General features: G+C 69.8%; 24 protein-coding genes. 14 read left to right on the top strand and 10 right to left on the bottom strand.

The window, feature by feature from the left end; all coding sequences use genetic code 11:
* Nucleotides 1-50: 50 nt before the first annotated feature.
* Genes pgl through tkt form a run of 5 tightly spaced genes read right to left on the bottom strand, consistent with a single transcriptional unit; the run spans nucleotide 51 to nucleotide 6,625 of the window.
* Nucleotides 51-830 carry a 6-phosphogluconolactonase gene (gene pgl, locus ACWFRU_RS36300; protein WP_363208049.1) on the bottom strand — a complete coding sequence of 260 codons (780 nt, stop codon included), beginning with the start codon at nucleotides 828-830 and terminating at the stop codon, nucleotides 51-53.
* The gene (gene opcA, locus ACWFRU_RS36295) at nucleotides 827-1,852 is read right to left on the bottom strand and encodes a glucose-6-phosphate dehydrogenase assembly protein OpcA (protein WP_365827265.1); all 1,026 of its coding nucleotides are present in this window, start codon (nucleotides 1,850-1,852) and stop codon (nucleotides 827-829) included. The genes pgl and opcA overlap by 4 nt, the downstream gene beginning before the upstream one ends.
* A complete protein-coding gene (gene zwf / locus ACWFRU_RS36290) occupies nucleotides 1,849-3,372 on the bottom strand; it encodes a glucose-6-phosphate dehydrogenase (protein ID WP_453692355.1) in 1,524 nt (507 codons plus the stop codon). The genes opcA and zwf overlap by 4 nt, the downstream gene beginning before the upstream one ends.
* 5 nt (nucleotides 3,373-3,377) lie before the next feature.
* Complete coding sequence (gene tal, locus ACWFRU_RS36285; protein ID WP_453692354.1) at nucleotides 3,378-4,496, bottom strand: transaldolase; 1,119 nt, start codon at nucleotides 4,494-4,496, stop codon at nucleotides 3,378-3,380.
* A gap of 35 nt (nucleotides 4,497-4,531) precedes the next feature.
* Nucleotides 4,532-6,625 (bottom strand): transketolase, encoded by a 2,094-nt coding sequence (gene tkt / locus ACWFRU_RS36280; protein ID WP_453692353.1) that lies wholly within the window; start codon nucleotides 6,623-6,625, stop codon nucleotides 4,532-4,534.
* A 388-nt stretch (nucleotides 6,626-7,013) separates the two neighbouring features.
* On the opposite strand from tkt, the gene ACWFRU_RS36275 reads away from it, so the two are divergent.
* The 3 genes from ACWFRU_RS36275 to ACWFRU_RS36265 all read left to right on the top strand — a co-directional run bounded on the left by ACWFRU_RS36275 (nucleotide 7,014) and on the right by ACWFRU_RS36265 (nucleotide 9,598).
* The gene (locus tag ACWFRU_RS36275) at nucleotides 7,014-7,967 is read left to right on the top strand and encodes a heme o synthase (protein WP_453692360.1); all 954 of its coding nucleotides are present in this window, start codon (nucleotides 7,014-7,016) and stop codon (nucleotides 7,965-7,967) included.
* A gap of 94 nt (nucleotides 7,968-8,061) precedes the next feature.
* Nucleotides 8,062-8,409, top strand: coding sequence for a hypothetical protein (locus tag ACWFRU_RS36270; protein ID WP_453692352.1), 348 nt, complete (start codon nucleotides 8,062-8,064; stop codon nucleotides 8,407-8,409).
* Between the two features lie 100 nt (nucleotides 8,410-8,509).
* The gene (locus ACWFRU_RS36265) at nucleotides 8,510-9,598 is read left to right on the top strand and encodes an amidohydrolase (RefSeq protein WP_453692351.1); all 1,089 of its coding nucleotides are present in this window, start codon (nucleotides 8,510-8,512) and stop codon (nucleotides 9,596-9,598) included.
* 2 nt (nucleotides 9,599-9,600) lie between these two features.
* On the opposite strand, the gene ACWFRU_RS36260 is transcribed toward ACWFRU_RS36265, so the two are convergent.
* The 4 genes from ACWFRU_RS36260 to ACWFRU_RS36245 form a co-directional block, all read right to left on the bottom strand.
* Nucleotides 9,601-10,608, bottom strand: coding sequence for a COX15/CtaA family protein (locus ACWFRU_RS36260; RefSeq protein WP_453692350.1), 1,008 nt, complete (start codon nucleotides 10,606-10,608; stop codon nucleotides 9,601-9,603).
* A 75-nt stretch (nucleotides 10,609-10,683) separates the two neighbouring features.
* Complete coding sequence (locus ACWFRU_RS36255) at nucleotides 10,684-11,472, bottom strand: ABC transporter permease (protein WP_453692349.1); 789 nt, start codon at nucleotides 11,470-11,472, stop codon at nucleotides 10,684-10,686.
* Nucleotides 11,469-12,395 carry an ABC transporter ATP-binding protein gene (locus tag ACWFRU_RS36250; protein WP_453692348.1) on the bottom strand — a complete coding sequence of 309 codons (927 nt, stop codon included), beginning with the start codon at nucleotides 12,393-12,395 and terminating at the stop codon, nucleotides 11,469-11,471. Before ACWFRU_RS36250 ends, ACWFRU_RS36255 begins: the two co-directional genes overlap by 4 nt.
* A gap of 46 nt (nucleotides 12,396-12,441) precedes the next feature.
* Entirely contained in the window at nucleotides 12,442-13,254 is an 813-nt protein-coding gene (locus ACWFRU_RS36245; RefSeq protein ID WP_453692347.1) for an aminoglycoside N(3)-acetyltransferase, read from the bottom strand.
* Between the two features lie 161 nt (nucleotides 13,255-13,415).
* Between ACWFRU_RS36245 and ACWFRU_RS36240 the strand changes: the two genes are divergently transcribed.
* The 8 genes from ACWFRU_RS36240 (at nucleotide 13,416) to ACWFRU_RS36205 (ending at nucleotide 19,979) form a co-directional block, all read left to right on the top strand.
* Nucleotides 13,416-14,147, top strand: a complete 732-nt coding sequence (locus tag ACWFRU_RS36240; protein WP_453692346.1) for a helix-turn-helix transcriptional regulator — start codon at nucleotides 13,416-13,418, stop codon at nucleotides 14,145-14,147.
* Nucleotides 14,144-15,565, top strand: coding sequence for a Fe-S cluster assembly protein SufB (gene sufB, locus ACWFRU_RS36235; protein WP_190083270.1), 1,422 nt, complete (start codon nucleotides 14,144-14,146; stop codon nucleotides 15,563-15,565). Before ACWFRU_RS36240 ends, sufB begins: the two co-directional genes overlap by 4 nt.
* Nucleotides 15,566-15,629: 64 nt before the next feature.
* Nucleotides 15,630-16,811, top strand: coding sequence for a Fe-S cluster assembly protein SufD (gene sufD / locus ACWFRU_RS36230; RefSeq protein ID WP_453692345.1), 1,182 nt, complete (start codon nucleotides 15,630-15,632; stop codon nucleotides 16,809-16,811).
* Nucleotides 16,808-17,125, top strand: coding sequence for a bifunctional 3-phenylpropionate/cinnamic acid dioxygenase ferredoxin subunit (locus tag ACWFRU_RS36225; RefSeq protein ID WP_453692344.1), 318 nt, complete (start codon nucleotides 16,808-16,810; stop codon nucleotides 17,123-17,125). Before sufD ends, ACWFRU_RS36225 begins: the two co-directional genes overlap by 4 nt.
* Nucleotides 17,126-17,130: 5 nt before the next feature.
* A complete protein-coding gene (gene sufC, locus ACWFRU_RS36220; RefSeq protein ID WP_365827241.1) occupies nucleotides 17,131-17,895 on the top strand; it encodes a Fe-S cluster assembly ATPase SufC in 765 nt (254 codons plus the stop codon).
* Nucleotides 17,892-19,160, top strand: a complete 1,269-nt coding sequence (locus ACWFRU_RS36215; RefSeq protein WP_363208036.1) for a cysteine desulfurase — start codon at nucleotides 17,892-17,894, stop codon at nucleotides 19,158-19,160. The genes sufC and ACWFRU_RS36215 overlap by 4 nt, the downstream gene beginning before the upstream one ends.
* 16 nt (nucleotides 19,161-19,176) lie before the next feature.
* Nucleotides 19,177-19,647 (top strand): Fe-S cluster assembly sulfur transfer protein SufU, encoded by a 471-nt coding sequence (gene sufU / locus ACWFRU_RS36210; RefSeq protein ID WP_453692343.1) that lies wholly within the window; start codon nucleotides 19,177-19,179, stop codon nucleotides 19,645-19,647.
* The gene (locus ACWFRU_RS36205; RefSeq protein ID WP_160504340.1) at nucleotides 19,644-19,979 is read left to right on the top strand and encodes a metal-sulfur cluster assembly factor; all 336 of its coding nucleotides are present in this window, start codon (nucleotides 19,644-19,646) and stop codon (nucleotides 19,977-19,979) included. Before sufU ends, ACWFRU_RS36205 begins: the two co-directional genes overlap by 4 nt.
* A gap of 61 nt (nucleotides 19,980-20,040) precedes the next feature.
* Here ACWFRU_RS36205 and ACWFRU_RS36200 read toward each other — a convergent pair whose 3' ends face one another.
* Complete coding sequence (locus ACWFRU_RS36200; protein WP_453692342.1) at nucleotides 20,041-21,141, bottom strand: DUF7847 domain-containing protein; 1,101 nt, start codon at nucleotides 21,139-21,141, stop codon at nucleotides 20,041-20,043.
* A 138-nt stretch (nucleotides 21,142-21,279) separates the two neighbouring features.
* Between ACWFRU_RS36200 and ACWFRU_RS36195 the strand changes: the two genes are divergently transcribed.
* The 3 genes from ACWFRU_RS36195 to dapD all read left to right on the top strand — a co-directional run bounded on the left by ACWFRU_RS36195 (nucleotide 21,280) and on the right by dapD (nucleotide 23,229).
* The gene (locus ACWFRU_RS36195; protein ID WP_453692341.1) at nucleotides 21,280-21,600 is read left to right on the top strand and encodes a DMT family transporter; all 321 of its coding nucleotides are present in this window, start codon (nucleotides 21,280-21,282) and stop codon (nucleotides 21,598-21,600) included.
* Nucleotides 21,600-22,145 carry a TetR/AcrR family transcriptional regulator gene (locus tag ACWFRU_RS36190; protein ID WP_453692340.1) on the top strand — a complete coding sequence of 182 codons (546 nt, stop codon included), beginning with the start codon at nucleotides 21,600-21,602 and terminating at the stop codon, nucleotides 22,143-22,145. Before ACWFRU_RS36195 ends, ACWFRU_RS36190 begins: the two co-directional genes overlap by 1 nt.
* Before the next feature lie 94 nt (nucleotides 22,146-22,239).
* Nucleotides 22,240-23,229: a 2,3,4,5-tetrahydropyridine-2,6-dicarboxylate N-succinyltransferase gene (gene dapD, locus ACWFRU_RS36185; RefSeq protein ID WP_453692339.1), complete on the top strand. Its 990-nt coding sequence runs from the start codon at nucleotides 22,240-22,242 to the stop codon at nucleotides 23,227-23,229.
* Nucleotides 23,230-23,259: the final 30 nt, after the last annotated feature.

The following is a 23,259-nucleotide window of genomic DNA, read 5'->3' as shown; positions in this document are numbered from 1 at the left end:
GGCCCGGGCCGCCGAGAGGCGGACCGGGCCGACGTACGTTTCGGTTTTGCTCAGGGAGAAGCCGGCGGATACAGGTCGCGCGGCAGCTGCGAGGCCGCCGCCTTGTCAAGGAGCCACAGCGTCCGCGACCTGCCGTACGCGCCCGCGGCGGGCGCCTGCACCTCGCCCGCGCCCGACAGGGCCATCGCCGCGGCGTTCGCCTTGTCCTCGCCGGCGGCCAGCAGCCACACCTCACGCGCCGACCGGATCGCCGGGAGCGTGAGCGTGATGCGCACGGGCGGCGGCTTGGGCGCGCCGTGCACGCCCACCACCGTCCGCTCCGTCTCACGGACCGCGGGCAACTCCGGGAAGAGCGAGGCGACATGGGTGTCGGGGCCGACGCCCAGCATCAGCACGTCGAACGTCGGCACCGGGCCGTGGTCCTCGGGCCCCGCGGCCGCGGTGAGCTCGGCCGCGTACATCCCGGCCGCCGCGTCCACCTCGTAGGCGCCGTCCGACGCGGGCATCGGATGCACCCGGGCCGGGTTGAGCGGCACCGAGTCGAGCAGTGCCTCCTTGGCCTGGGTGTAGTTGCGCTCCGGGTCGCCGTCCGGCAGGAAGCGCTCGTCGCCCCACCACAGGTCCAGGCGCGACCAGTCGATCGCGTCCTTCGCCGGGGACGAACTCAGCGCCGCGAGCAGGCCGTTGCCGTTGCGTCCGCCGGTGAGGACCACCGACGCGAAGCCGCGGGCGGCCTGTGCGTCGACGATCTTCGTGATGAGGCGGGCCGCGGCGGCCTGCGCCATCAGCTCCTTGTCGCGGTGCACCACCAGCTGCGGGGCCGCGCTCACTTCGTCGCCGCCTTCTTGGCCGCGGTCTTCTTCGCGGGGGCGCTCTTCTTCGCCGCCTCCGCGGGCTCCTCCACCGCGGGGACCGCGGTCTCCTCGTACTCGCCCAGGCGGTCCACGCCGTACCTCAGCGCGGACGCGTAGGTGTCGTCCGGGTCGAGACGGCGCAGCTCCTCGGCGATCAGCTCGGCCGTCTCGCGGCGCTTGAGCGCCACCGCACGGTCGGGCTGCCCCTGGATGGAGAGCGTGGCCAGCGAGCCGTCGGCCCGGCCGAGCACGATGGGACCGCAGTCGGTGTCCATGCGTACGCCGGTGAGGCCGGGGCCCGCGGACAGCGAGCGCTTCACGGGGACGGAGAGCCGGTCCGCGAGCCACATGGCGAGCAGCTCGCAGCTCGGGTTGAACTCCTCGCCCTCCACCTCGACCGACGTCACCTTGCAGGCGATCTGGTCGAGAGCGGCCGCGAGCATCGAGCGCCACGGAGTGATCCGGGTCCAGGAGAGGTCCGTGTCGCCGGGGTGGTAGGCCTCGGCGCGCGCGGTCAGCTCGTGGATCGGCTGCTCGGCGGCGTACGTGTCGGTGACGCGGCGCTGGCCGAGCGCGCCGAGCGGGTCCTTGGCCGGGTTGAGCGGCGCGTTGACCGGCCACCACACGACCACGGGGGCGTCGGGGAGCAGCAGCGGCAGGACCACCGACTGGGCGTGGTTGATGACCTCGCCGTACAGCCGCAGGACCACCGTCTCGCCGGTGCCCGCCTCGACGCCGACCCGCACCTCGGCGTCGAGACGCGACGTCGTGCGGTCACGGGGCGAGCGCGCGGCGCGCTTGATGACGACCAACGTGCGCGAGGGGTGCTCGCGGGACGCCTCGTTGGCGGCCTTCAGGGCGTCGTAGGCGTTCTCCTCGTCGGTGACGATGACGAGGGTGAGCACCATGCCGACGGCCGGGGTGCCGATCGCCCTGCGCCCCTTCACGAGCGCCTTGTTGATCTTGCTGGACGTGGTGTCCGTAAGGTCGATCTTCATGGGCGACGCCAGCTCCGTCCGTCTCGTGCGAGCATTTCGTCCGCCTCGGACGGGCCCCAGGTCCCGGACGAATACTGCGCGGGCTTGCCGTGCTTGTCCCAGTACTCCTCGATCGGGTCGAGGATGTTCCAGGACAGCTCGACCTCCTCCGTGCGCGGGAAGAGGTTGGCGTCGCCGAGCAGGACGTCCAGGATCAGGCGCTCGTACGCCTCCGGGCTGGACTCGGTGAAGGACTCGCCGTAGGCGAAGTCCATCGACACGTCGCGGATCTCCATCGAGGTGCCGGGCACCTTCGAGCCGAACCGGACCGTGATGCCCTCGTCGGGCTGAACGCGGATGACGATCGCGTTCTGGCCCAGCTCCTCCGTCGCCGTGTGGTCGAAGGGGGAGTGGGGCGCGCGCTGGAAGACGACCGCGATCTCGGTGACGCGGCGGCCCAGCCGCTTGCCCGTACGCAGGTAGAAGGGGACGCCCGCCCAGCGGCGGTTGTCCACCTCCAGCTTGATGGCCGCGTAGGTGTCGGTCTTCGACTTGGGGTCGATGCCGTCTTCCTGGAGGTAGCCGACGGCCTTCTCGCCGCCCTGCCACCCCGCGGCGTACTGACCGCGGACCGTGCTCGAACCGAGGTCCTTGGGCAGCCGCACGGCGCCCAGGACCTTCGCCTTCTCGGCGACCAGCGCGTCCGCGTCGAAGGAGGCGGGCTCCTCCATCGCGGTCAGCGCCATCAGCTGGAGCAGGTGGTTCTGGATGACGTCACGGGCCGCGCCGATGCCGTCGTAGTAACCGGCACGGCCGCCGATGCCGATGTCCTCGGCCATCGTGATCTGGACGTGGTCCACGTACGACCGGTTCCAGATCGGCTCGAACATCTGGTTGGCGAAGCGCAGCGCCAGGATGTTCTGGACGGTCTCCTTGCCGAGGTAGTGGTCGATCCGGAACACCTGGTCCGGGGCGAACACCTCGTGCACGATCGAGTTGAGCTCCTTGGCGGACGCCAGGTCGTGTCCGAAGGGCTTCTCGATGACCGCGCGGCGCCAGGAGCCCTGCGGGGCGTCCGCGAGCTCGTGCTTCTTGAGCTGCTGGACGACCTGCGGGAAGAACTTCGGGGGCACCGACAGGTAGAAGGCGAAGTTGCCGCCCGTGCCCTGTGCCTTGTCGAGGTCCTGAATGGTGGCCTTGAGCTGCTCGAAGGCGGCGTCGTCGTCGAAGTTGCCCTGGACGAAGCGCATCCCCTGGATGAGCTGCTGCCAGACCTCTTCGCGGAACGGCGTACGCGAGTGCTGCTTGACGGCGTCGTGGACGACCTGGGCGAAGTCTTCGTCCTCCCAGTCGCGGCGCGCGAAGCCGATGAGCGAGAAGCCCGGCGGCAGCAGGCCACGGTTGGCGAGGTCATAGACAGCGGGCATCAGCTTTTTACGGGACAAATCGCCCGTGACGCCAAAGATGACCAGGCCCGACGGCCCCGCGATACGCGGGAGCCGTCGGTCTGCGGCGTCACGCAGCGGATTGCTGCTTGACAAGATGGTCAGCCCTCCGAAGGGGTGAGGCGCTTGAGCTCCGCCTCGGTGGACTTGAGCAGGTCGTTCCAGGACGCCTCGAACTTCTCGACGCCCTCGTCCTCGAGCAGCTGCACCACGTCGTCGTAGCTGATGCCGAGCTTCTCGACGGCCTCGATCTCGCCGCGCGCGGTGTCGTACGTACCGGCCACGGTGTTGCCCGTGATCTGGCCGTGGTCGGCGGTGGCCTCCAGGGTGGCCTCCGGCATCGTGTTCACCGTGTTCGGCGCGACCAGGTCGTCGACGTACAGGGTGTCCTTGTACGCCGGGTCCTTGACGCCGGTCGAGGCCCACAGCGGACGCTGCTTGTTGGCCTGCGCCTTGTCGAGCGCGGCCCAGCGGTCGGACGAGAAGACCTCCTCGTACGCCTCGTACGCCAGGCGGGCGTTGGCGAGCGCGACCTTGCCCTTGGCGGCCTTGGCCTCGTCGGTGCCCAGCGCGTCCAGGCGCTTGTCGATCTCGGTGTCCACGCGGGACACGAAGAAGGACGCCACCGAGTGGATCTTGGAGAGGTCCAGGCCGCGCTCCTTGGCCTTCTCCAGGCCGGCCAGGTACGCGTCCATGACCAGGCGGTAACGCTCCAGCGAGAAGATCAGCGTGACGTTGACGCTGATGCCCAGGCCGATGACCTCGGTGATCGCGGGCAGGCCCGCCTTCGTCGCCGGGATCTTGATGAGCGTGTTCGGGCGGTCCACCAGCCAGGCGAGCTGCTTGGCCTCGGCGACCGTCGACTTCGTGTTGTGCGCCAGGCGCGGGTCGACCTCGATCGACACGCGGCCGTCCTGGCCGTCCGTCGCGTCGAAGACCGGGCGCAGGATGTCGGCGGCGTCACGGACGTCCGCCGTCGTGATCATGCGGATGGCTTCTTCGACGGTGACACCGCGGGCGGCGAGGTCGGAGAGCTGCTGGTCGTAACCGTCGCCCTGCGAGATCGCCTTCTGGAAGATCGACGGGTTGGTCGTGACGCCCACGACGTGGCTCTGGTCGATCAGCTCGGCGAGGTTGCCGGACGTGATCCGCTTGCGCGACAGGTCGTCCAGCCAGATCGCGACGCCTTCGTCGGAAAGGCGCTTGAGTGCGTCTGTCATGAGGATTACATCTCCTACTTGGTCGTATGTCGGCGTCAGCGCTGAGCGGCGTCGATCGATTCCCGGGCGGCCGATGCGACCGCGTCGGCGGTGAACCCGAACTCGCGGAACAGCACCTTGCCGTCGGCCGAGGCACCGAAGTGCTCCAGCGAGACGATGCGCCCGGCGTCACCCACGAAGCGGTGCCAGGTCAGGCCGATGCCCGCCTCGACCGCCACGCGCGCCTTGACGGACGGCGGAAGGACGCTGTCGCGGTACCCCTGGTCCTGCGCCTCGAACCACTCGACGCACGGCATCGAGACGACGCGCGTGGGAACGCCCGCGGCCTGCAGCTGCTCGCGCGCCTCGACGGCGAGCTGCACCTCGGAGCCGGTGCCGATGAGGACGACCTCGGGGGCGCCGCCGTCGGCCTCGAACAGGACGTAGCCACCCTTGACGGCGCCCTCGGTGACCTCGCGGTCGTACGTCGGCACGCCCTGACGGGTCAGCGCGAGGCCGTGCGGGGCGCCCTTGCCGAACTCCTTGGTGTAGCGCTTGAGGATCTCGCGCCACACGACGGCGGTCTCGTTCGCGTCCGCCGGGCGGACCACGTTCAGGCCCGGGATGGCACGCAGCGAGGCCAGGTGCTCGACCGGCTGGTGCGTCGGGCCGTCCTCGCCCAGACCGATGGAGTCGTGCGTCCACACGTACGTCACCGGGAGGTGCATCAGCGCGGAGAGACGCACGGCGTTGCGCATGTAGTCGGAGAACACCAGGAAGGTGCCGCCGAAGATGCGGGTGTTGCCGTGCAGCGCGATGCCGTTCATCTCCGCGGCCATGGAGTGCTCGCGGATGCCGAAGTGGATCGTGCGGCCGTACGGGTTCGCCTCCGGCAGCGGGTTGCCCGCCGGGAGGAACGACGACGTCTTGTCGATCGTGGTGTTGTTCGAGCCCGCGAGGTCGGCGGAGCCGCCCCACAGCTCGGGGATCACCGCGCCGAGCGCCTGCAGGACCTTGCCGGACGCGGCACGCGTCGCGACGCCCTTGCCCGCCTCGAAGACCGGGAGCTTCTCCTCCCAGCCCTGCGGCAGCTCGCCCGCGGCGATGCGGTCGAACTCGGCGGCGCGCGCGGAGTCGGCGGTGCGCCAGGCGGCGAAGCCCTTCTCCCACTCGGCCCGGGCGTCACGGCCCCGGTCGAGCGCGGCGCGGGTGTGCGCGAGGACCTCGTCCGAGACCTCGAAGGTCTTCTCCGGGTCGAAGCCGAGGACACGCTTGGTGGCCGCGACCTCCTCGTCGCCGAGCGCCGAGCCGTGCGCGGCCTCGGTGTTCTGCGCGTTCGGCGCGGGCCAGGCGATGATCGAGCGCATCGCGATGAAGGAGGGGCGCTCCGTCTCCGCCTTCGCGGCCAGGATCGCCTTGTAGAGGGCGGCCGGGTCCAGGTCGCCGTTCTCCTTGGGCTCCACGCGCTGGACGTGCCAGCCGTAGGCCTCGTACCGCTTCATGGTGTCCTCGGACACCGCGGTCTCCGTGTCGCCCTCGATGGAGATGTGGTTGTCGTCCCACAGCAGCACGAGGTTGCCGAGCTTCTGGTGCCCGGCCAGCGACGACGCCTCGCCGGAGATGCCCTCCTGGAGGCAGCCGTCACCGGCGATCGCGAAGATGTGGTGGTCGAACGGCGACTCGCCCGGGGCGGTCTGCGGGTCGAACAGGCCGCGCTCGTAGCGGGCGGCCATCGCCATGCCCACGGCGTTGGCGACGCCCTGGCCGAGGGGGCCGGTCGTCGTCTCCACGCCCGTGGTGTGCCCGTACTCCGGGTGGCCCGGGGTCTTCGAGCCCCAGGTGCGGAACGCCTTCAGGTCATCGAGCTCCAGGCCGAAGCCGGCCAGGTAGAGCTGGATGTAGAGGGTCAGGGACGAGTGGCCCGCGGAAAGGACGAACCGGTCGCGTCCGGTCCAGTCGGCGTCCGCGGGGTCGTGCCGCATCACCTTCTGGAAGAGGGTGTACGCGGCGGGCGCGAGGCTCATGGCCGTACCAGGATGGCCGTTGCCGACCTTCTGTACGGAGTCCATGGCCAGGACGCGGGCAGTATCAACAGCCCGCTGGTCCAGTTCGGTCCACTCGAGGTCTGTGGTGGTCGGCTTGGTGCTCACCCTGAGTCAGGGCTCCTCTCCACATGTCGAATGCCGGCGATGTAGATCCCACCGGCCGATGTCGAGCCTACCGCTGTAAAGACGTGCATTTTTTCGAGTCATTCCAGAGTGCCGGGGTGCGCCGCCATCCGCCTCCCGAAAGGGATCCACGGTGTTCACCATGTGATCCGCGAGCCGCTCATCTGGACTCTCACAACGAGTGCGGGACCGCTCATCTGAACGGGTGTCGGGCCGTGTTTCGGGCGCACCAACACGCCGCTCAACACGACCCCACCCCCGCGAAGGGCGAGGTATGGGCAACGTCTACAGTGGCGTGGTACGCGCGAGCCTTTACCGGATCTTCATGTCTGAACGTCCGATGCGGCTTGCTGGGAAGTCTCTGTCAGGGGTGTGCGTGACGGCCGTTGAATCCCGTCCAGCGGGAGCAATTGGGACGAGCTCTAGCCCAAGCCACCGGCCGCTCGGGGCCCGTGTCATGGCGTTCGTGGCGCTGACCAAGCCGCGAATCATCGAACTCCTCCTGATCACCACCGTTCCGGTGATGTTCCTCGCCGAGCAGGGGGTGCCCGACCTCTGGCTGGTTTTTGTGACCTGCCTGGGCGGTTACCTCTCGGCGGGCGGCGCAAACGCGCTCAACATGTACATCGACCGTGACATCGACGCCCTGATGGACCGTACGTCCCAGCGGCCCCTGGTCACGGGAATGGTCAGCCCCCGGGAGTGCCTCGCGTTCGGCATCGCGCTCGCGGTCGGCTCGACGCTGCTCTTCGGTCTCGCCGTCAACTGGCTGTCCGCCTGGCTCGCCCTGGGCGCCCTGCTCTTCTACGTGGTCATCTACACGATGATCCTCAAGCGCCGCACCTCGCAGAACATCGTCTGGGGCGGCATCGCGGGCTGCATGCCGGTGCTCATCGGCTGGTCCTCGGTGACCAACTCCCTCTCCTGGGCGCCGGTCATCCTCTTCCTCGTCATGTTCTTCTGGACGCCGCCGCACTACTGGCCGCTGTCGATGAAGGTCAAGGACGACTACGCTCGCGTGGGCGTGCCCATGCTGCCGGTCGTCGCGTCGAACAAGGTGGTCGCGCGTCAGATCGTCCTCTACAGCTGGGTGATGGTCGCCGTCTCGCTGCTGCTGCAGCCGCTGGGCTACACCGGCTGGTTCTACACCGTCGTCGCCTTCGTGACCGGCGGCTGGTGGCTGTGGGAGGCGCACGGCCTGCAGAACCGTGCCAAGGCCGAGGTCACGGGCGGCAAGCTCAAGGAGATGCGGCTCTTCCACTGGTCGATCACCTACGTCTCGCTGCTGTTCGTGGCGGTCGCGGTGGACCCCTTCCTTCGCTGAGCCCAAGACTTTCCCGACGGGCGGGGCACGTGGTGTTGAACGCCACGTGCCCCGCCCGTCGCCAGTTGATCTACCCGTCGGTAGCATCCTGCACATGGCAGAGACGCAGCAGGTCGAGGACAGCAAGCAGGCAGCCCGCGCGGACAAGAAGGCGGCCAAGCTGGCCAAGCAGATCGGTGCCTTCGCCCGGGCGCACGGCGGCGCCGAGGGGCAGGTCGCGTACATCGGGCACGAGGGCACCCGCATCGTCCTGGTCGGTGACGACGGCGGCTGGGGCGACCTGGTGGCCCCCACCTACGAGATCGCGCAGAGCGCCGTCGAGAAGGCCGGGATCACCGTCCACGAGGACTTCGACGGTGACTTCGCCGCCAAGGTGGAGACCGGCCCGTACGAGTGGTCGCGCATGGCCGGCATCCAGCTCGGCGGCAAGAGCAACCGCTGACGGCGTAGAGGCCGTGGCCAACAGAACGGCCGTGAGCAACACCTGACACCCGGGTCACCCGTTAGGACGGTAGGAGCACGTCCGTCTACAGGGAGCCCGGATGATCGAAACGCCGTCCCTGGTGGACCAGTACTGCCACGGTGTGCTGCGTACGGAGCTGGGCCTCGGGACCTTCGAGGCCCACCTCGGCCGCGGCGAGGGCCCGCCCGCGCCCGGCACCACCTTCTTCGACACCCAGACCGGCTTCGCCGTGCGCCGCTGGTGCCCGCCGCTGCTCGGCCTCGAACCGCACTGCCCGCCCGCCCGCTACCTCGCCCGCCGCCGCGACCTGGGCGTCCTCGAAGCGGGGCGGCGGCTGCTGCGGGGGAGCGGCATCACGACGTATCTGGTCGACACGGGGCTGCCCGGCGATCTGACGGGGCCCGGCGAGATGGCGTCGGCCGGGGACGCCGACGCCCATGAGATCGTCCGCCTGGAATTACTGGCCGAACAGGTGGCCGACACCTCCGGCACCGTCGACTCGTTCCTCGCCAACCTCGCCGAGTCCGTGCACGCGGCCGCCGCGAACGCCGTCGCCTTCACCTCCGTGGCGGGCGTCCGGCGCAGCCTCGCCCTGGCGCCCGAACCGCCGGGTCCCGGGGAGGTGCGAGGGGCGGCGGGACGCTGGCTGGCCCGGCGGCAGGTGGGCGGGGCGCTCCAGGACCCCGTACTGCTCCGGCATCTGCTCTGGATCGCCGTCGCGTCGGGGCGCCCGCTGCAACTGCACGCGGGGGCCGGTGACCCGCAGGGGTACTTCGGCGGTTTCGCGCGGGCGACCGCGGGGCTCGGCACCGATCTGGTCCTGCTGCACGGCTATCCGTACCACCGCAACGCCGCGGACCTCGCCGGTCTCTTCCCGCACGTGTACGCCGACCTGGGCCCCGCCCTGGTGCGCACGGGCGCTCGCGCGGCCGCCGTGCTCGCGGAGATCCTGGAGCTCGCGCCCTTCGGCAAGCTGTTGTTCTCCAGCGGCGCGCACGGGCTTCCCGAGCTGCACGTGGTGGGTGCGCGGCTCTTCGGGGAGGCGCTGGGGCGGGTGCTCGGCGGATGGGTCGCGGAGGGCGCGTGGTCGCTGCCGGACGCGCAGCGGGTGGCGGGACTCATCGCGGCGGGCAACGCCCGCCGCGTGTACGGCCTGACCGACGGCTGAGGTCAGACCGCCGAGAGCTGCGAGTCGTCGGCCTGGGCCGGCAGGCCGGCGGTGGTGTACGGCCGTTCGCGCAGCGACAGCAGGACACGCATCACGGCGATCCAGACCACGCACGAGCCGAACATGTGCAGGCCGACCAGGACCTCGGGCAGGTCCGTGAAGTACTGGACGTAGCCGATCGCGCCCTGGGCGAGCAGGATCAGGAAGAGGTCGCGGGTGCGGTGCAGCGGGCCCTTGGGGGCGTCGACCGCCTTGAGGACGAACCACAGGGCGAACGTCAGTGTCACCACGATCCAGGCGAGCACGGCGTGCAGCTTGCTGACGGTCTCCCAGTCGAAGCCCATCCGCGGCACCTCGCTGGAGTCACCCGCGTGCGGGCCGGAACCCGTCACGACGGTGCCGATCGCGATGAGCAGCACGGACGCCGCGACCAGGAACCACACCAGCTGCACCACGGCCTTGCCGACCAGCGGGCGGGCGTCGGCGTCGCCCTCGCGGGTGCGCTGCCACATCGTGACGGCGACCGCGATCAGGGCGGTGGAGAGCAGGAAGTGCGCCGCGACCGTCCACGGGTTGAGGCCGACGAGCACCACGATGCCGCCGAGCACCGCGTTGCCCATGACCAGCCAGAACTGGGTCCAACCAAGCCGGGTGAGGCTGCGCCGCATCGGCTTCTGCGAGCGCGCCGCGATGATGGCCCAGCCGACGGCCGCGCACAGCACGTACGTCAGCATGCGGTTGCCGAACTCGATGGCTCCGTGGAAGCCCATCTCGTGGGTGGCCGTCAGGGAGTCGTCCGTGCACTTGGGCCAGGTCGGGCAGCCGAGGCCTGATCCGGTCAGGCGGACGGCGCCCCCGGTGACCACGATGCACACCGTCATCGCGAGCGAGATGAGGGCGGCGCGCTGGACGGTCCGCTGCTGCGGGGTCCAGCGTCCGGCGATGAAGGCGAGCGGGTTGCGCACGGCGGAGACGGCGTCGGCTCGGGTCACGTTTGGCACGGGGACCATCGTAGGGGGCCGCTTGTGCACGGCTTCACGAGGGGGACGTATCCGGTGCTTCTGTGACGCCGGTTACGCCCTCTGCTACTCCCAGCGGAAGAACCTGCCCGCGGCGCCGAGGCCGACGACGGCCCACACCGCCAGGATCGCGAGGTTCCCCCACGGCATCCCCGCGCCGTCCTGGAGCACGTCCCGCAGGCCGTCGGAGAGGGCGGAGATCGGCAGCAGGCCGAGCACCGACTGGGCCGCGTCGGGGAACTTGTCCAGCGGCACGATGACGCCGCCGCCCACCAGCAGGAGCAGGAAGACCAGGTTCGCGGCGGCGAGCGTCGCCTCGGCCTTCAGGGTGCCCGCCATCAGCAGGCCGAGGCCCGAGAAGGCCGCCGTGCCGAGGATCAGGAGGAGGAGCACGGCGAAGGGGTTGCCGTGCGGCGACCAGCCGAGCGCGAAGGCGATCGCCGTCAGGAGCGCGATCTGCAGGACCTCGGTGACCAGGACCGACAGGGTCTTGGCCGCCATCAGCGCCCAGCGGGGCAGGGGCGAGGCACCGAGCCGCTTGAGCACGCCGTAGCGGCGCTCGAAGCCCGTGGCGATGGCCTGCCCGGTGAACGCCGTCGACATCACGGCGAGGGCGAGGATGCCGGGCGCGAGGAAGTCGACCGCCTTGCCGTCGCCCCCCGCAGTTTCAGTGGGCACAGTGACGATGTCGACCGCGCTGAACAGCACGAGGAGGAGGGTCGGGATCACCACCGTGAGGAGGAGCTGCTCGCCGTTGCGCAGCAGCATCTTCGTCTCCAGCGCTGCCTGCGCGGCGATCATGCGGGGGAGCGGGGCGGCGCCCGGCTTCGGCGTGTACGTACCGGCGGCGCTCATCCGCGCAGCTCCTTGCCTGTGAGCTCCAAGAAGACGTCTTCCAGGGTGTGGCGTTCGACGGCGATCTTCTCCGGCATCACGCCGTGCTGGGCGCACCAGGAGGTGACCGTGGCGAGCAGCTGCGGGTCGACCGTGCCACTCACGCGGTACGCGCCCGGGGTGAGTTCGGCCGCAGCGGAGTCCGGCGGGAGGGCCTTGAGGAGGGAGCCGACGTCGAGGCCGGGGCGCCCGGAGAAGCGCAGGGTGTTCTCGGCGCCGCCACGGCACAGCTCTTCCGGCGTGCCATGGGTGATGACCTTGCCCGCGTCGATGATCGCGACCTCGTCGGAGAGCTGCTCGGCCTCGTCCATGTGGTGGGTGGTGAGGATGACGCTGACGCCGTCGGTGCGCAGATCGCGTACGAGATCCCAGGTGGCCCGGCGTGCCTGCGGGTCGAGGCCCGCGGTCGGCTCGTCCAGGAAGACCAGTTCGGGCCGGCCGACCACGGCCATGGCGAGCGCGAGGCGCTGCTGCTGGCCGCCGGACAGGCGCCGGTAGGTGGTGCGGCCGCAGCTCTCCAGGCCCAGGCGCTCGATCAGCGCGCCCACGTCGAGCGGGTGCACGTGCAGCTTCGCCATGTGGCGCAGCATCTCGTCGGCGCGGGCGCCGGAGTAGACGCCGCCGGACTGGAGCATCACGCCGATGCGGGGGCGCAGCGCGCCGGCCTCGCGGACCGGGTCGAGGCCAAGGACGCGGACCGAGCCCGCGTCCGGCCTGCGATAGCCCTCGCAGGTCTCGATCGTGGTGGTCTTGCCTGCGCCGTTCGGCCCGAGGACCGCGGTGACGGTGCCCGCGCGGACGCGGAGGTCGAGGCCGTCCACCGCGGTCTTCTTGCCGTACCGCTTGACCAGGCCGGTGACCTGGACGACGGACTCAATTCCCATGCCGGGAAGTCTAGAGAGGGGCGGGGGGCCCGTGGGCAGGGGGCTGCTACCCGGCCCACTCGGCGCGCGAGCGGTGGGTGCCGAGCCAGCGCTCGGCGTACGCGACCGCGTCGGCCACCGGGAAGAGGCGGGCTGTCGCGGCGCCCACCTTGCCGCGCACCACGGGGCGGTCCCGCTCGAAGTCCGCGCCGAGTTCGTCGAAGCGTTCCTCGGAGATCGAGGTCTCGCTCACCGTCATCCAACGCCGGCCCCGCGGGGTCATGGCCGCGAAGGAGTTCTCGACCCGGGGAGCGGGGAGGCGGTACTCGGCCAGGTGGAAGGAGGTGCAGGAGTCGAAGCCCGCGCCGAGCAGCAGGACCCGGGCGCCCGATGCCTCCAGGCGGGCCAGCGGGCTGCGCTCGCCGAGGCGGCAGTCGAGCGCGTGCCCCTCCATCAGCGCCTGCGCGCGGGGGCCGACCGCCGCGAAGGACGTCTGGGGGTGGGCGCTGCGCAGGGCGCCGGGCCAGGTCCGTACGGTCTCGGGGATCACGCCGACGCCTCGGGTGGGGGCGGTGCGCGGGTCGTAGGCGGGGATGGAGGCGCGGATCTCGGGCCACCAGGACTCCGGCACGGGAGGGTTCTCCCACTCGGCCGGGTCGGAGTTGTCGCTCGACTGCGTGGGAACCACGAGCGTGCCCGTTCGGCCCAGTGCGTCGAGCAGTGCCTCGACGACGGCGATCTGGCCTCCGACGACCCAGCCCAGGGAGCTGAGCGAGGAGTGCGCGAGGAGGGTCTCGCCGGGGCTCACACCGAGCTCGCGGAGGTCGGCCGCGAGGGACGCGCGCGTACACAAAGGGCCGGTCGGAGGGGGTGTCGACATGGTCAGGGAGTCTCCACGGCCCCGCCGTCACGCGCCACCGATTTGATCGATCAGTGATCATTTCCGCAGGTCAGCTTAGGTATGCCTAAGTGATGCAGCGCACCGGACCGTGATCCCGACGCGGGTTGTCAGGCTCTGAGGAATTACGCAACAATGGCGTTGTGAAAAACGTCGGCGAGGCTCCGCAGGAGGAACTCGCGACCGGGGAGCGCTCGACGCGCAACCGGGTCGCGCGCTCCATCCTGGACCACGGCCCCTCCACGGTGGCCGACCTCGCCGGCCGCCTCAAGCTGACCCAGGCCGCCGTGCGCCGGCACCTCGACACCCTCGCCCACGAGAACGTGGTCGAGCCCCGGGAGCAGCGGATCTACGGCGCACGTACGCGCGGGCGGCCCGCCAAGGTCTTCGCGCTCACCGACTGCGGCCGGGACGCCTTCGACCAGTCGTACGACAAGCTCGCCGCCGACGCCCTGCGCTGGATCAGCGAGCGGCACGGCGAAGGAGCGGTCGTCGAATTCGCCCGCGAGCGGATCGCGGCCCAGGCCGAGGTCTACCGCAAGGCGATGGAGGCGGCGCCGCCCGAGCAGCGCACGGAGGCTCTCGCGAAGGCGTTGACCGCTGACGGGTACGCTGCTACGGCCCGCACGGCCCCCGTAGGCGAGCAGCTGTGCCAGCACCACTGCCCGGTCGCCCACGTCGCCGAGCAGTACCCACAACTTTGCGAGGCGGAGACAGAGATGTTCTCCGCCCTCCTCGGGACGCACGTCCAGCGGCTCGCCACCATCGCCCACGGCGACGGCGTCTGCACGACGTTCATCCCGCGCAACACCCCACAGTCTTCACAGACCACTGATAAAGCATCCGCAAGCAAGGCCGGGAGGAACCCCGCATGACGCTCCCCACGGAGACTGCCCACCCCGAACTCGAGGGTCTGGGCACGTACGAATACGGCTGGGCCGACTCCGACGTGGCCGGGGCGTCCGCCAAGCGCGGCATCAACGAAGACGTCGTGAAGGACATCTCGGCCAAGAAGAACGAGCCGGAGTGGATGACCAAGCTCCGTCTCAAGGGCCTGCGCCTCTTCGACAAGAAGCCCATGCCGAACTGGGGCTCGGACCTCTCCGGCATCGACTTCGACAACATCAAGTACTTCGTGCGGTCCACGGAGAAGCAGGCGGAGTCCTGGGAGGACCTGCCCGAGGACATCAAGAACACGTACGACAAGCTCGGCATCCCCGAGGCGGAGAAGCAGCGCCTCGTCGCCGGTGTCGCGGCCCAGTACGAGTCCGAGGTCGTCTACCACCAGATCCGTGAGGACCTGGAGGAGCAGGGCGTCATCTTCCTCGACACGGACACCGCCCTGAAGGAGCACCCGGAGCTCTTCAAGGAGTACTTCGGCACGGTCATCCCCGTCGGCGACAACAAGTTCGCGTCGCTGAACTCCGCCGTGTGGTCCGGTGGCTCGTTCATCTACGTCCCCAAGGGCGTGCACGTCGAGATCCCGCTCCAGGCCTACTTCCGCATCAACACGGAGAACATGGGCCAGTTCGAGCGCACGCTGATCATCGTCGACGAGGACGCGTACGTTCACTACGTCGAGGGCTGCACGGCGCCGATCTACAAGTCGGACTCGCTGCACTCCGCGGTCGTCGAGATCATCGTGAAGAAGGGCGGCCGCTGCCGCTACACGACGATCCAGAACTGGTCGAACAACGTCTACAACCTGGTCACCAAGCGCGCCGTGGCGTACGAGGGCGCGACCATGGAGTGGATCGACGGCAACATCGGCTCCAAGGTGACGATGAAGTACCCCGCCGTCTACCTGATGGGCGAGCACGCCAAGGGCGAGACGCTGTCCATCGCCTTCGCGGGCGAGGGCCAGCACCAGGACGCCGGATCCAAGATGGTCCACATGGCGCCCAACACGTCCTCCAACATCGTCTCGAAGTCCGTGGCGCGCGGCGGTGGCCGTACCTCCTACCGCGGTCTCGTCGAGATCGGCGAGGGCGCCGCCGGATCGAAGTCGAACGTCCTGTGTGACGCGCTGCTCGTCGACACGATCTCCCGCTCGGACACGTACCCCTACGTGGACGTCCGCGAGGACGACGTGTCCATGGGCCACGAGGCGACCGTCTCCAAGGTCTCCGACGACCAGCTCTTCTACCTGATGAGCCGCGGTCTGACGGAGTTCGAGGCCATGGCGATGATCGTGCGCGGCTTCGTCGAGCCGATCGCCAAGGAGCTGCCCATGGAGTACGCCCTGGAGCTGAACCGGCTGATCGAGCTGCAGATGGAGGGCTCGGTCGGTTAAGACCGGCCGACCGTCCCCCGCAGCGACTGACTTCTTGACCCAGAGAGAGAGCACGACGACAGCCATGGCTGAGGCTCAGAACATCCCGGTCGGGTCCACGACCGCCGGATCCATCGCGGTGGCCGCCGAGTCCACCGTCGCGACCCGCATGAGCGCTCCCCCGTCCTTCGACGTGGCGGACTTCCCCGTCCCCCACGGCCGCGAGGAGGAGTGGCGGTTCACGCCGCTGGAGCGCCTGCGCGGGCTGCACGACGGCACCGCGGTCGCCACCGGCGGCATCCGCGTCGAGGTGACGGCTCCGGAGGGCGTGACCCAGGAGACCGTCGGCCGTGACGACGCGCGCGTGGGCAAGGCGGGCAAGCCCGTCGACCGCGTGGCCGCGCAGGCCTACTCGTCCTTCGAGAAGGCCTCGGTCGTGACCGTCCCCAAGGAGACGGTGCTCACCGAGCCGATCCGCATCGCCGTGCACGGCGAGGGCGGCACCGCCTTCGCGCACCAGGTCATCGAGGTGGGCGCGTTCGCCGAGGCCCTCGTCGTCATCGACCACACCGGTGACGCCGTGCTCGCGGCCAACGTCGACTACCTCCTGGGCGACGGCGCCAAGCTCACCGTCGTCTCCGTCCAGGACTGGGACGACACGGCCGTGCACATCGCGCAGCACAACGCGCTGATCGGCCGGGACGCCTCCTTCAAGTCGGTCGTCGTGACCTTCGGCGGCGACGTCGTCCGCCTGCACCCCCGCGTCGAGTACGCGGGCACGGGCGGCGAGGCCGAGCTCCTCGGCCTGTACGTCACCGACGCCGGCCAGCACCAGGAGCACCGCCTCCTGGTCGACCACAACCAGCCGCACTGCAAGTCGAACGTCATCTACAAGGGCGCGCTGCAGGGCGACGACGCCCACGCGGTGTGGATCGGCGACGTCCTCATCGAGGCCGCCGCCGAGGGCACGGACACGTACGAGATGAACCGCAACCTGGTTCTGACCGACGGCGCCCGCGTCGACTCCGTGCCGAACCTCGAGATCGAGACCGGCGAGATCGTCGGAGCGGGCCACGCCTCGGCGACCGGCCGCTTCGACGACGAGCAGCTCTTCTACCTCCAGTCGCGCGGTATCCCGGAGGACGAGGCGCGCCGCCTCGTGGTCCGCGGCTTCTTCGCCGAGCTGGTCCAGCAGATCGGTCTGCCGGACGTCGAGGAGCGCCTCATCGCGAAGATCGAAGAGGAGCTGGAGGCGACGGTCGCATGACCTTCGTACGCGCCTGTGGCCTGAGCGAGCTGATCGAGGACACCCCGAAGCGGGTCGAACTCGACGGCACGCCGGTCTCGGTCGTCCACACCGAGGGCGAGGTGTTCGCGATCAACGACATCTGCTCGCACGCGAACGTCTCCCTCTCCGAGGGCGAGGTGGAGGACTGCCAGATCGAGTGCTGGCTGCACGGCTCCGCCTTCGACCTCCGCACCGGCAAGCCGTCCGGCCTTCCCGCGACGCGCCCCGTCCCCGTATACCCCGTAAAGATCGAAGGGGACGATGTGCTCGTCTCCCTCACCCAGGAGTCCTGAGGCACATGGCAACGCTTGAAATCCGAGACCTGCACGTCACCGTCGAGGCCGACAACGCCACGAAGGAGATCCTCAAGGGCGTCGACCTCACCGTGAAGCAGGGCGAGACGCACGCCATCATGGGCCCGAACGGCTCCGGCAAGTCGACGCTCGCCTACTCCATCGCGGGTCACCCCAAGTACACGATCACCCAGGGCACCGTCACCCTCGACGGCGAGGACGTCCTGGAGATGTCCGTCGACGAGCGTGCCCGCGCCGGCATGTTCCTCGCCATGCAGTACCCGGTCGAGGTCCCCGGCGTCTCGGTCTCCAACTTCCTGCGTACGTCGGCGACGGCGATCCGCGGCGAGGCCCCCAAGCTGCGCACCTGGGTGAAGGAGGTCAAGGGCGCGATGGAGCAGCTCCAGATGGACCCGGCCTTCGCCGAGCGCAACGTGAACGAGGGCTTCTCCGGCGGTGAGAAGAAGCGCCACGAGATCCTCCAGATGGAGCTCCTCAAGCCGAAGATCGCGATCCTCGACGAGACCGACTCCGGCCTGGACGTCGACGCCCTGCGCCAGGTCTCCGACGGCGTCAACCGCGTCCGTGAGACCGGTGAGGTCGGCACCCTGCTGATCACGCACTACACGCGCATCCTGCGCTACATCAAGCCCGATTTCGTGCACGTCTTCGCGAACGGCCGCATCGCCGAGTCCGGCGGCGCCGAGCTCGCCGACAAGCTCGAGGCCGAGGGCTACGAGGCCTACACGAAGGGTGGCGTATCCGCGTGACAGTGGCCCACCAGGGGCTCTCCGGCCTCCTCGACACCGAGGCGATCCGCAAGGACTTCCCGATCCTGGATCGCACGATCCACGACGGCAAGAAGCTCGTCTACCTGGACAACGCGGCGACATCCCAGACGCCGCGCCAGGTGCTCGACGTACTCAACGAGTACTACGAGAAGCACAACGCCAACGTCCACCGCGGCGTGCACGTCCTCGCGGAGGAGGCCACGGCGCTCTACGAGGGTGCCCGTGACAAGGTCGCGGCGTTCATCAACGCGCCGAGCCGCGACGAGGTGATCTTCACCAAGAACGCCTCGGAGTCGCTCAACCTCGTGGCCAACATGCTGGGCTGGGCCGACGAGCCCTACCGCGTGGACCACGAGACCGAGATCGTCATCACCGAGATGGAGCACCACTCCAACATCGTGCCGTGGCAGCTGCTCTCGCAGCGCACGGGCGCGAAGCTGAAGTGGTTCGGTCTCACGGACGACGGCCGGCTCGACCTGTCCAACATGAACGAGATCATCACGGAGAAGACGAAGATCGTCTCCTTCGTCCTGGTCTCGAACATCCTGGGCACGCAGAACCCCGTCGAGGCGATCGTCCGCCGTGCGCAGGAGGTCGGCGCGCTCGTCCTCATCGACGCCTCGCAGGCGGCACCGCACATGGTGCTCGACGTGCAGGCGCTGCAGGCCGACTTCGTGGCCTTCACCGGCCACAAGATGCTGGGCCCGACGGGCATCGGCGTGCTGTGGGGACGCCAGGAGCTCCTGGAGGACCTCCCGCCCTTCCTCGGCGGCGGCGAGATGATCGAGACCGTGTCGATGAACTCGTCGACCTACGCTCCCGCGCCGCACAAGTTCGAGGCGGGCACGCCCCCGGTCTCCCAGGCCGTCGGCCTGGGCGCGGCCGTGGACTACCTCTCGGCCATCGGCATGGACAAGATCGCCGCTCATGAGCACGCGATCACCGAGTATGCGGTCAAGCGCCTCCTGGAGGTCCCCGACCTCCGGATCATCGGCCCGGCATCGGCCGAGGACCGCGGCGCAGCGATCTCCTTCACGCTCGGCGACATCCACCCGCACGACGTGGGCCAGGTCCTGGACGAGGAAGGCATCGCGGTCCGCGTGGGTCACCACTGCGCCCGCCCCGTCTGCCTCCGCTACGGAATTCCTGCGACCACGCGAGCGTCGTTCTATCTGTACTCCACGCCCGGCGAGATCGACGCTCTCGTCGACGGCCTGGAGCACGTACGGAACTTCTTCGGCTGAGGGGCTGGCTGGGAACGTGAAGCTGGATTCGATGTACCAGGAAGTCATCCTGGACCACTACAAGCACCCGCACGGGCGCGGTCTGCGTGATGGCGACGCCGAGGTGCACCACGTCAACCCGACGTGCGGCGACGAGATCACGCTGCGCGTCAAGTACGACGGGTCGACGATCGCCGACGTGTCGTACGAGGGGCAGGGCTGCTCCATCAGCCAGGCCAGCGCGTCCGTCCTGAACGACCTCCTGGTCGGCAAGGAGCTCGCCGAGGCGCAGAAGGTCCAGGAGGTCTTCCTGGAGCTGATGCAGTCCAAGGGCAAGCTGGAGCCGGACGACGCGATGGAGGAGGTCCTGGAGGACGCCGTCGCGTTCGCCGGGGTCTCCAAGTACCCGGCGCGGGTGAAGTGTGCTCTGCTGAGCTGGATGGCGTGGAAGGACGCGACGGCGCAGGCACTGGGTACCGGAGACGTCGCTGAGAGGAAGACCGCATGAGCGAGAACGAAACGCTGACCAAGCCGGCCTCGGAAGAAGAGGTCCGCGAGGCGCTGTACGACGTGGTCGACCCCGAGCTGGGCATCGACGTCGTCAACCTCGGCCTGATCTACGGCATCCACGTCGACGACGCGAACATCGCGACGATCGACATGACGCTCACCTCGGCGGCCTGCCCGCTGACGGACGTCATCGAGGACCAGGCGAAGTCCGCCACCGACGGCATCGTCAACGAACTCCGGATCAACTGGGTCTGGATGCCGCCGTGGGGCCCGGACAAGATCACGGACGACGGCCGCGAGCAGCTTCGGGCGCTCGGGTTCAACGTCTGAGGTTCGACAGGTTGTTTTCGGTTCGGCCCCCTGCGCTGGTGCGCGGGGGGCCGAACCGCGTTCAGCTCCCCTGCGGGGAGTCGGCCTGCGCCAGTGTGTGCGCGAGGCCCTCCTTGCGGATGCGCCGGTCGATGTAGAGCAGGGCGGTCACCAGGGGCAGGAACACGCTGGCCGCCAGTTGCGTGACGAGCGTGGCGACCAGGGAGAACAGGGCGAACAGGCCGAACTGGGAGCGCAGTTGGTCCAGGAAGAGGGCCGACGTGGAGTCGTCCGGGTCGACCGACGGCGGAGTCGGCGCGGCGAACTGCAGGGGGATGCGCAGGGCGAGGGAGACGCCCATCACGATGAGACCCGCGAGCAGCGAGATGCCGAAGGTGCGCCACCAGGCGCCCTTGACCAGGCGTACGGAGCGCCGCAGCGCCGTGAACGGACCCGCGGTCTCGAGAGCCGCGGCGGCCGGGGCGAAGGCGAACAGGACGTACAGCCAGGCCGCGAGCGGCAGCGTCACCAGGAACAGCGGGAAGACCAGGCCGATGGGGATCAGCGACTGGGTCATCATCAGGAAGAGCAGCGAGAGGAAGAGCAGGGCGAACGCGGCCACCGGCAGCATCAGGACGATCGAGAGCAGCAGCGTCACGGCCAGCACGGACGGTGTCCGCGACCAGGCCCTGCGCCAGACCGCACCGAACGTCGCCGGGCGGCCGAGGACCGCCTCGTGCAGCGTGGCGGCGCACGCCGCCTGAATGAACGAGTTGACGACGAGCGTGGCGAGCATGAACACCAGCCACACCAGGCCGAACGCGACCAGGAGCGGCCTGCCGTCGTCCCAGGAGAAGTCCGCGCCGGTTTCGTGCAGGACGCGGATGTGCTCCCGGGTCGCGAAGTAGGCGAGCACCCCGCCGGTCACGGCGACGACGGTGAGCAGGCCGTAGGCCGCGGCAGCGGTGCCGAACAGCGGCTTGGCGTAGCGCCGCATGGTGGCGAACGCGCCGCCGATGACGTGGTTGGCGCCCAGCGGCGCGAGGGGTATGACGCCGGGCTTGGGCGGCGGCGGTGGCGGGGTCCAGGCGTAGCCGTTCCAGCCCCAGCCGGGCGGTGCTCCGTACGGCCCCGGCGGTCCGCCCATAGGCGGCTGGGGTCCCCACCCCGATGTGTCTGACATCGCTCTTGCGCTCCGTGGTCTCGTGCGGTTCTCGCCGCGTTGCCCCTGTGGCCCCCCACAGTGATCGCGTCACCATAGCCCGCTCACCGTCACCGCCGTTATGTACGGCCGTACGCAACGATGTGTACCCTCGTACGCATGGGATACGGACTGCTGGCCGGCGCGATCGTGGCGGAGGTGGCCGGGACCACGGCCATGAAATACAGCGAGGGGTTCAGCAGGCTCTGGCCCTCGCTGATCACCGTCGCGGGCTATCTGATCGCCTTCACGCTGCTCGCGCAGACCCTGAAGACGCTCTCCGTCGGCACCGCCTACGCGATCTGGGCCGGGATCGGGACCGCCGCGGTCGCCGCCATCGGCATGATCTTCATGGGGGAGTCGGCGGGCCTGGCCAAGATCGCGGGGATCGCCCTGGTGATCGCGGGCGTCGTGCTGCTGAACCTCGGCGGGGCGCATTGATGGCCCGCCGTTACGACCCCGAGCGGCGTACCCGGATCATCGACGCCGCGATCCGGGTGGTGGGGGAGAAGGGGATAGGCGGGCTCAGCCATCGCTCGGTCGCCGCCGAGGCCGATGTGCCGCTCGGGTCCACCACCTATCACTTCAAGACACTCGACGAGCTGCTCCTCGCCGCGCTGGAGAAGGCCAACGAGGGCTTCGCGAAGGTCGTCGCGAGCCGCGGCGGCTTCCAGGACGCCCGGGTCGACCTCGCCGGTGAGATCGCCGAGGTGCTCGGGATGTGGCTCGGCCAGGAACGCACGGGGATCGAGCTGGAGTACGAGCTGTATCTGGCCGCCCTGCGCAGGCCCGCCCTGCGCCCGGTCGCCGCCTGCTGGTGCGACGGCCTCGCCGGGGTCTTCGCCGAACGCACCGACCCGGCCACCGCACGGGCACTGGTCGCCCTGATGGACGGAATCTGCCTCCAGGTGCTGCTGACGGACGGCACGTACGACGAGGCGTACGCCCGCGAGATGCTGGGCCGGCTGATCCCGCGCGAGGGCTGACCGCCGCCGGGGTTGGCCATGATCTTGAAAGCCCTCCGGCCCGGAGGCTGAGACCGGTTCGCTCGGGTGGTGGGGTGAACGTTAGGTTTTCCCCATGACCGACACGAACGCTTCCCGCACCACCGGCGCCGTCGCCGCAGGCCTCGCCACCCTCACCGCCGACGGCACCGTCCTCGACACCTGGTTCCCCGCGCCCGAGCTCGTCGCCGAAGCGGGCCCCGCAGGCACCGAGCGGCTCACCGCCGAGCGTGCCGTGCAGCTGCTCGGTGAGGGCGCGGCCAAGGCCATCGGCCTGGACGCCCGCCGTGGCGTGGAGACCGTCGCCGTCCGTACGGTCATCGCGTCCCTCGACGAGAAGCCGGTGGACGCCCACGACGTCTACCTGCGCCTGCACCTGCTCTCGCACCGCCTGGTCAAGCCGCACGGCGTGAACCTCGACGGCCAGTTCGCCTTCCTCGCCAACGTCGCCTGGACCTCGCTCGGCCCGGTCGCCGTCGACGACGTCGAGAAGGTCCGGCTCAACGCCCGCGCCGAGGGCCTGCACCTCGCGGTGACCTCCGTCGACAAGTTCCCGCGCATGACGGACTACGTCACGCCGAAGGGCGTGCGCATCGCCGACGCCGACCGCGTGCGGCTCGGCGCGCACCTCGCCGAGGGCACCACCGTCATGCACGAGGGCTTCGTGAACTTCAACGCGGGCACGCTCGGCACCTCCATGGTCGAGGGCCGCATCTCCGCCGGTGTCGTCGTCGGCGACGGCTCCGACATCGGTGGCGGCGCCTCCACCATGGGCACCCTCTCCGGCGGCGGCAACGTCCGCATCGTCATCGGCGAGCGCTGCCTGATCGGCGCCGAGGCGGGCGTCGGCATCGCGCTGGGTGACGAGTGCGTCGTCGAGGCCGGCCTGTACGTCACCGCGGGCACGCGCGTGACCATGCCCGACGGGCAGATCGTGAAGGCCCGCGAGCTCTCCGGCGCCTCGAACATCCTCTTCCGCCGCAACTCGGTCACCGGCGCCGTCGAGGCCCGCCCGAACAACGCGGTGTGGGGCGGCCTGAACGACGTGCTGCACAGCCACAACTGACGTACCGCGCGTCCCTCTCGTCCCGCGCGG

Source organism: Streptomyces sp. NPDC055099 (genome assembly GCF_053607685.1).
The sequence above is the reverse complement of the archived record's forward strand: the minus strand, read 5'-3'. Positions and strand labels throughout refer to the sequence as shown.

Coding starts and splice junctions, on each gene's coding strand:
- sufB (WP_190083270.1), top strand. CDS start 14,144: ATGACGCTCCCCACGGAGACTGCCCACCCCGAACTCGAGGGTCTGGGC.
- ACWFRU_RS36205 (WP_160504340.1), top strand. CDS start 19,644: ATGAGCGAGAACGAAACGCTGACCAAGCCGGCCTCGGAAGAAGAGGTC.
- dapD (WP_453692339.1), top strand. CDS start 22,240: ATGACCGACACGAACGCTTCCCGCACCACCGGCGCCGTCGCCGCAGGC.
- sufC (WP_365827241.1), top strand. CDS start 17,131: ATGGCAACGCTTGAAATCCGAGACCTGCACGTCACCGTCGAGGCCGAC.
- ACWFRU_RS36225 (WP_453692344.1), top strand. CDS start 16,808: ATGACCTTCGTACGCGCCTGTGGCCTGAGCGAGCTGATCGAGGACACC.
- opcA (WP_365827265.1), bottom strand. CDS start 1,852: ATGAAGATCGACCTTACGGACACCACGTCCAGCAAGATCAACAAGGCG.
- ACWFRU_RS36250 (WP_453692348.1), bottom strand. CDS start 12,395: ATGGGAATTGAGTCCGTCGTCCAGGTCACCGGCCTGGTCAAGCGGTAC.
- ACWFRU_RS36265 (WP_453692351.1), top strand. CDS start 8,510: ATGATCGAAACGCCGTCCCTGGTGGACCAGTACTGCCACGGTGTGCTG.
- sufD (WP_453692345.1), top strand. CDS start 15,630: ATGGCTGAGGCTCAGAACATCCCGGTCGGGTCCACGACCGCCGGATCC.
- ACWFRU_RS36190 (WP_453692340.1), top strand. CDS start 21,600: ATGGCCCGCCGTTACGACCCCGAGCGGCGTACCCGGATCATCGACGCC.
- ACWFRU_RS36260 (WP_453692350.1), bottom strand. CDS start 10,608: ATGGTCCCCGTGCCAAACGTGACCCGAGCCGACGCCGTCTCCGCCGTG.
- ACWFRU_RS36200 (WP_453692342.1), bottom strand. CDS start 21,141: ATGTCAGACACATCGGGGTGGGGACCCCAGCCGCCTATGGGCGGACCG.
- ACWFRU_RS36270 (WP_453692352.1), top strand. CDS start 8,062: ATGGCAGAGACGCAGCAGGTCGAGGACAGCAAGCAGGCAGCCCGCGCG.
- ACWFRU_RS36245 (WP_453692347.1), bottom strand. CDS start 13,254: ATGTCGACACCCCCTCCGACCGGCCCTTTGTGTACGCGCGCGTCCCTC.
- ACWFRU_RS36255 (WP_453692349.1), bottom strand. CDS start 11,472: ATGAGCGCCGCCGGTACGTACACGCCGAAGCCGGGCGCCGCCCCGCTC.
- ACWFRU_RS36195 (WP_453692341.1), top strand. CDS start 21,280: ATGGGATACGGACTGCTGGCCGGCGCGATCGTGGCGGAGGTGGCCGGG.
- tal (WP_453692354.1), bottom strand. CDS start 4,496: ATGACAGACGCACTCAAGCGCCTTTCCGACGAAGGCGTCGCGATCTGG.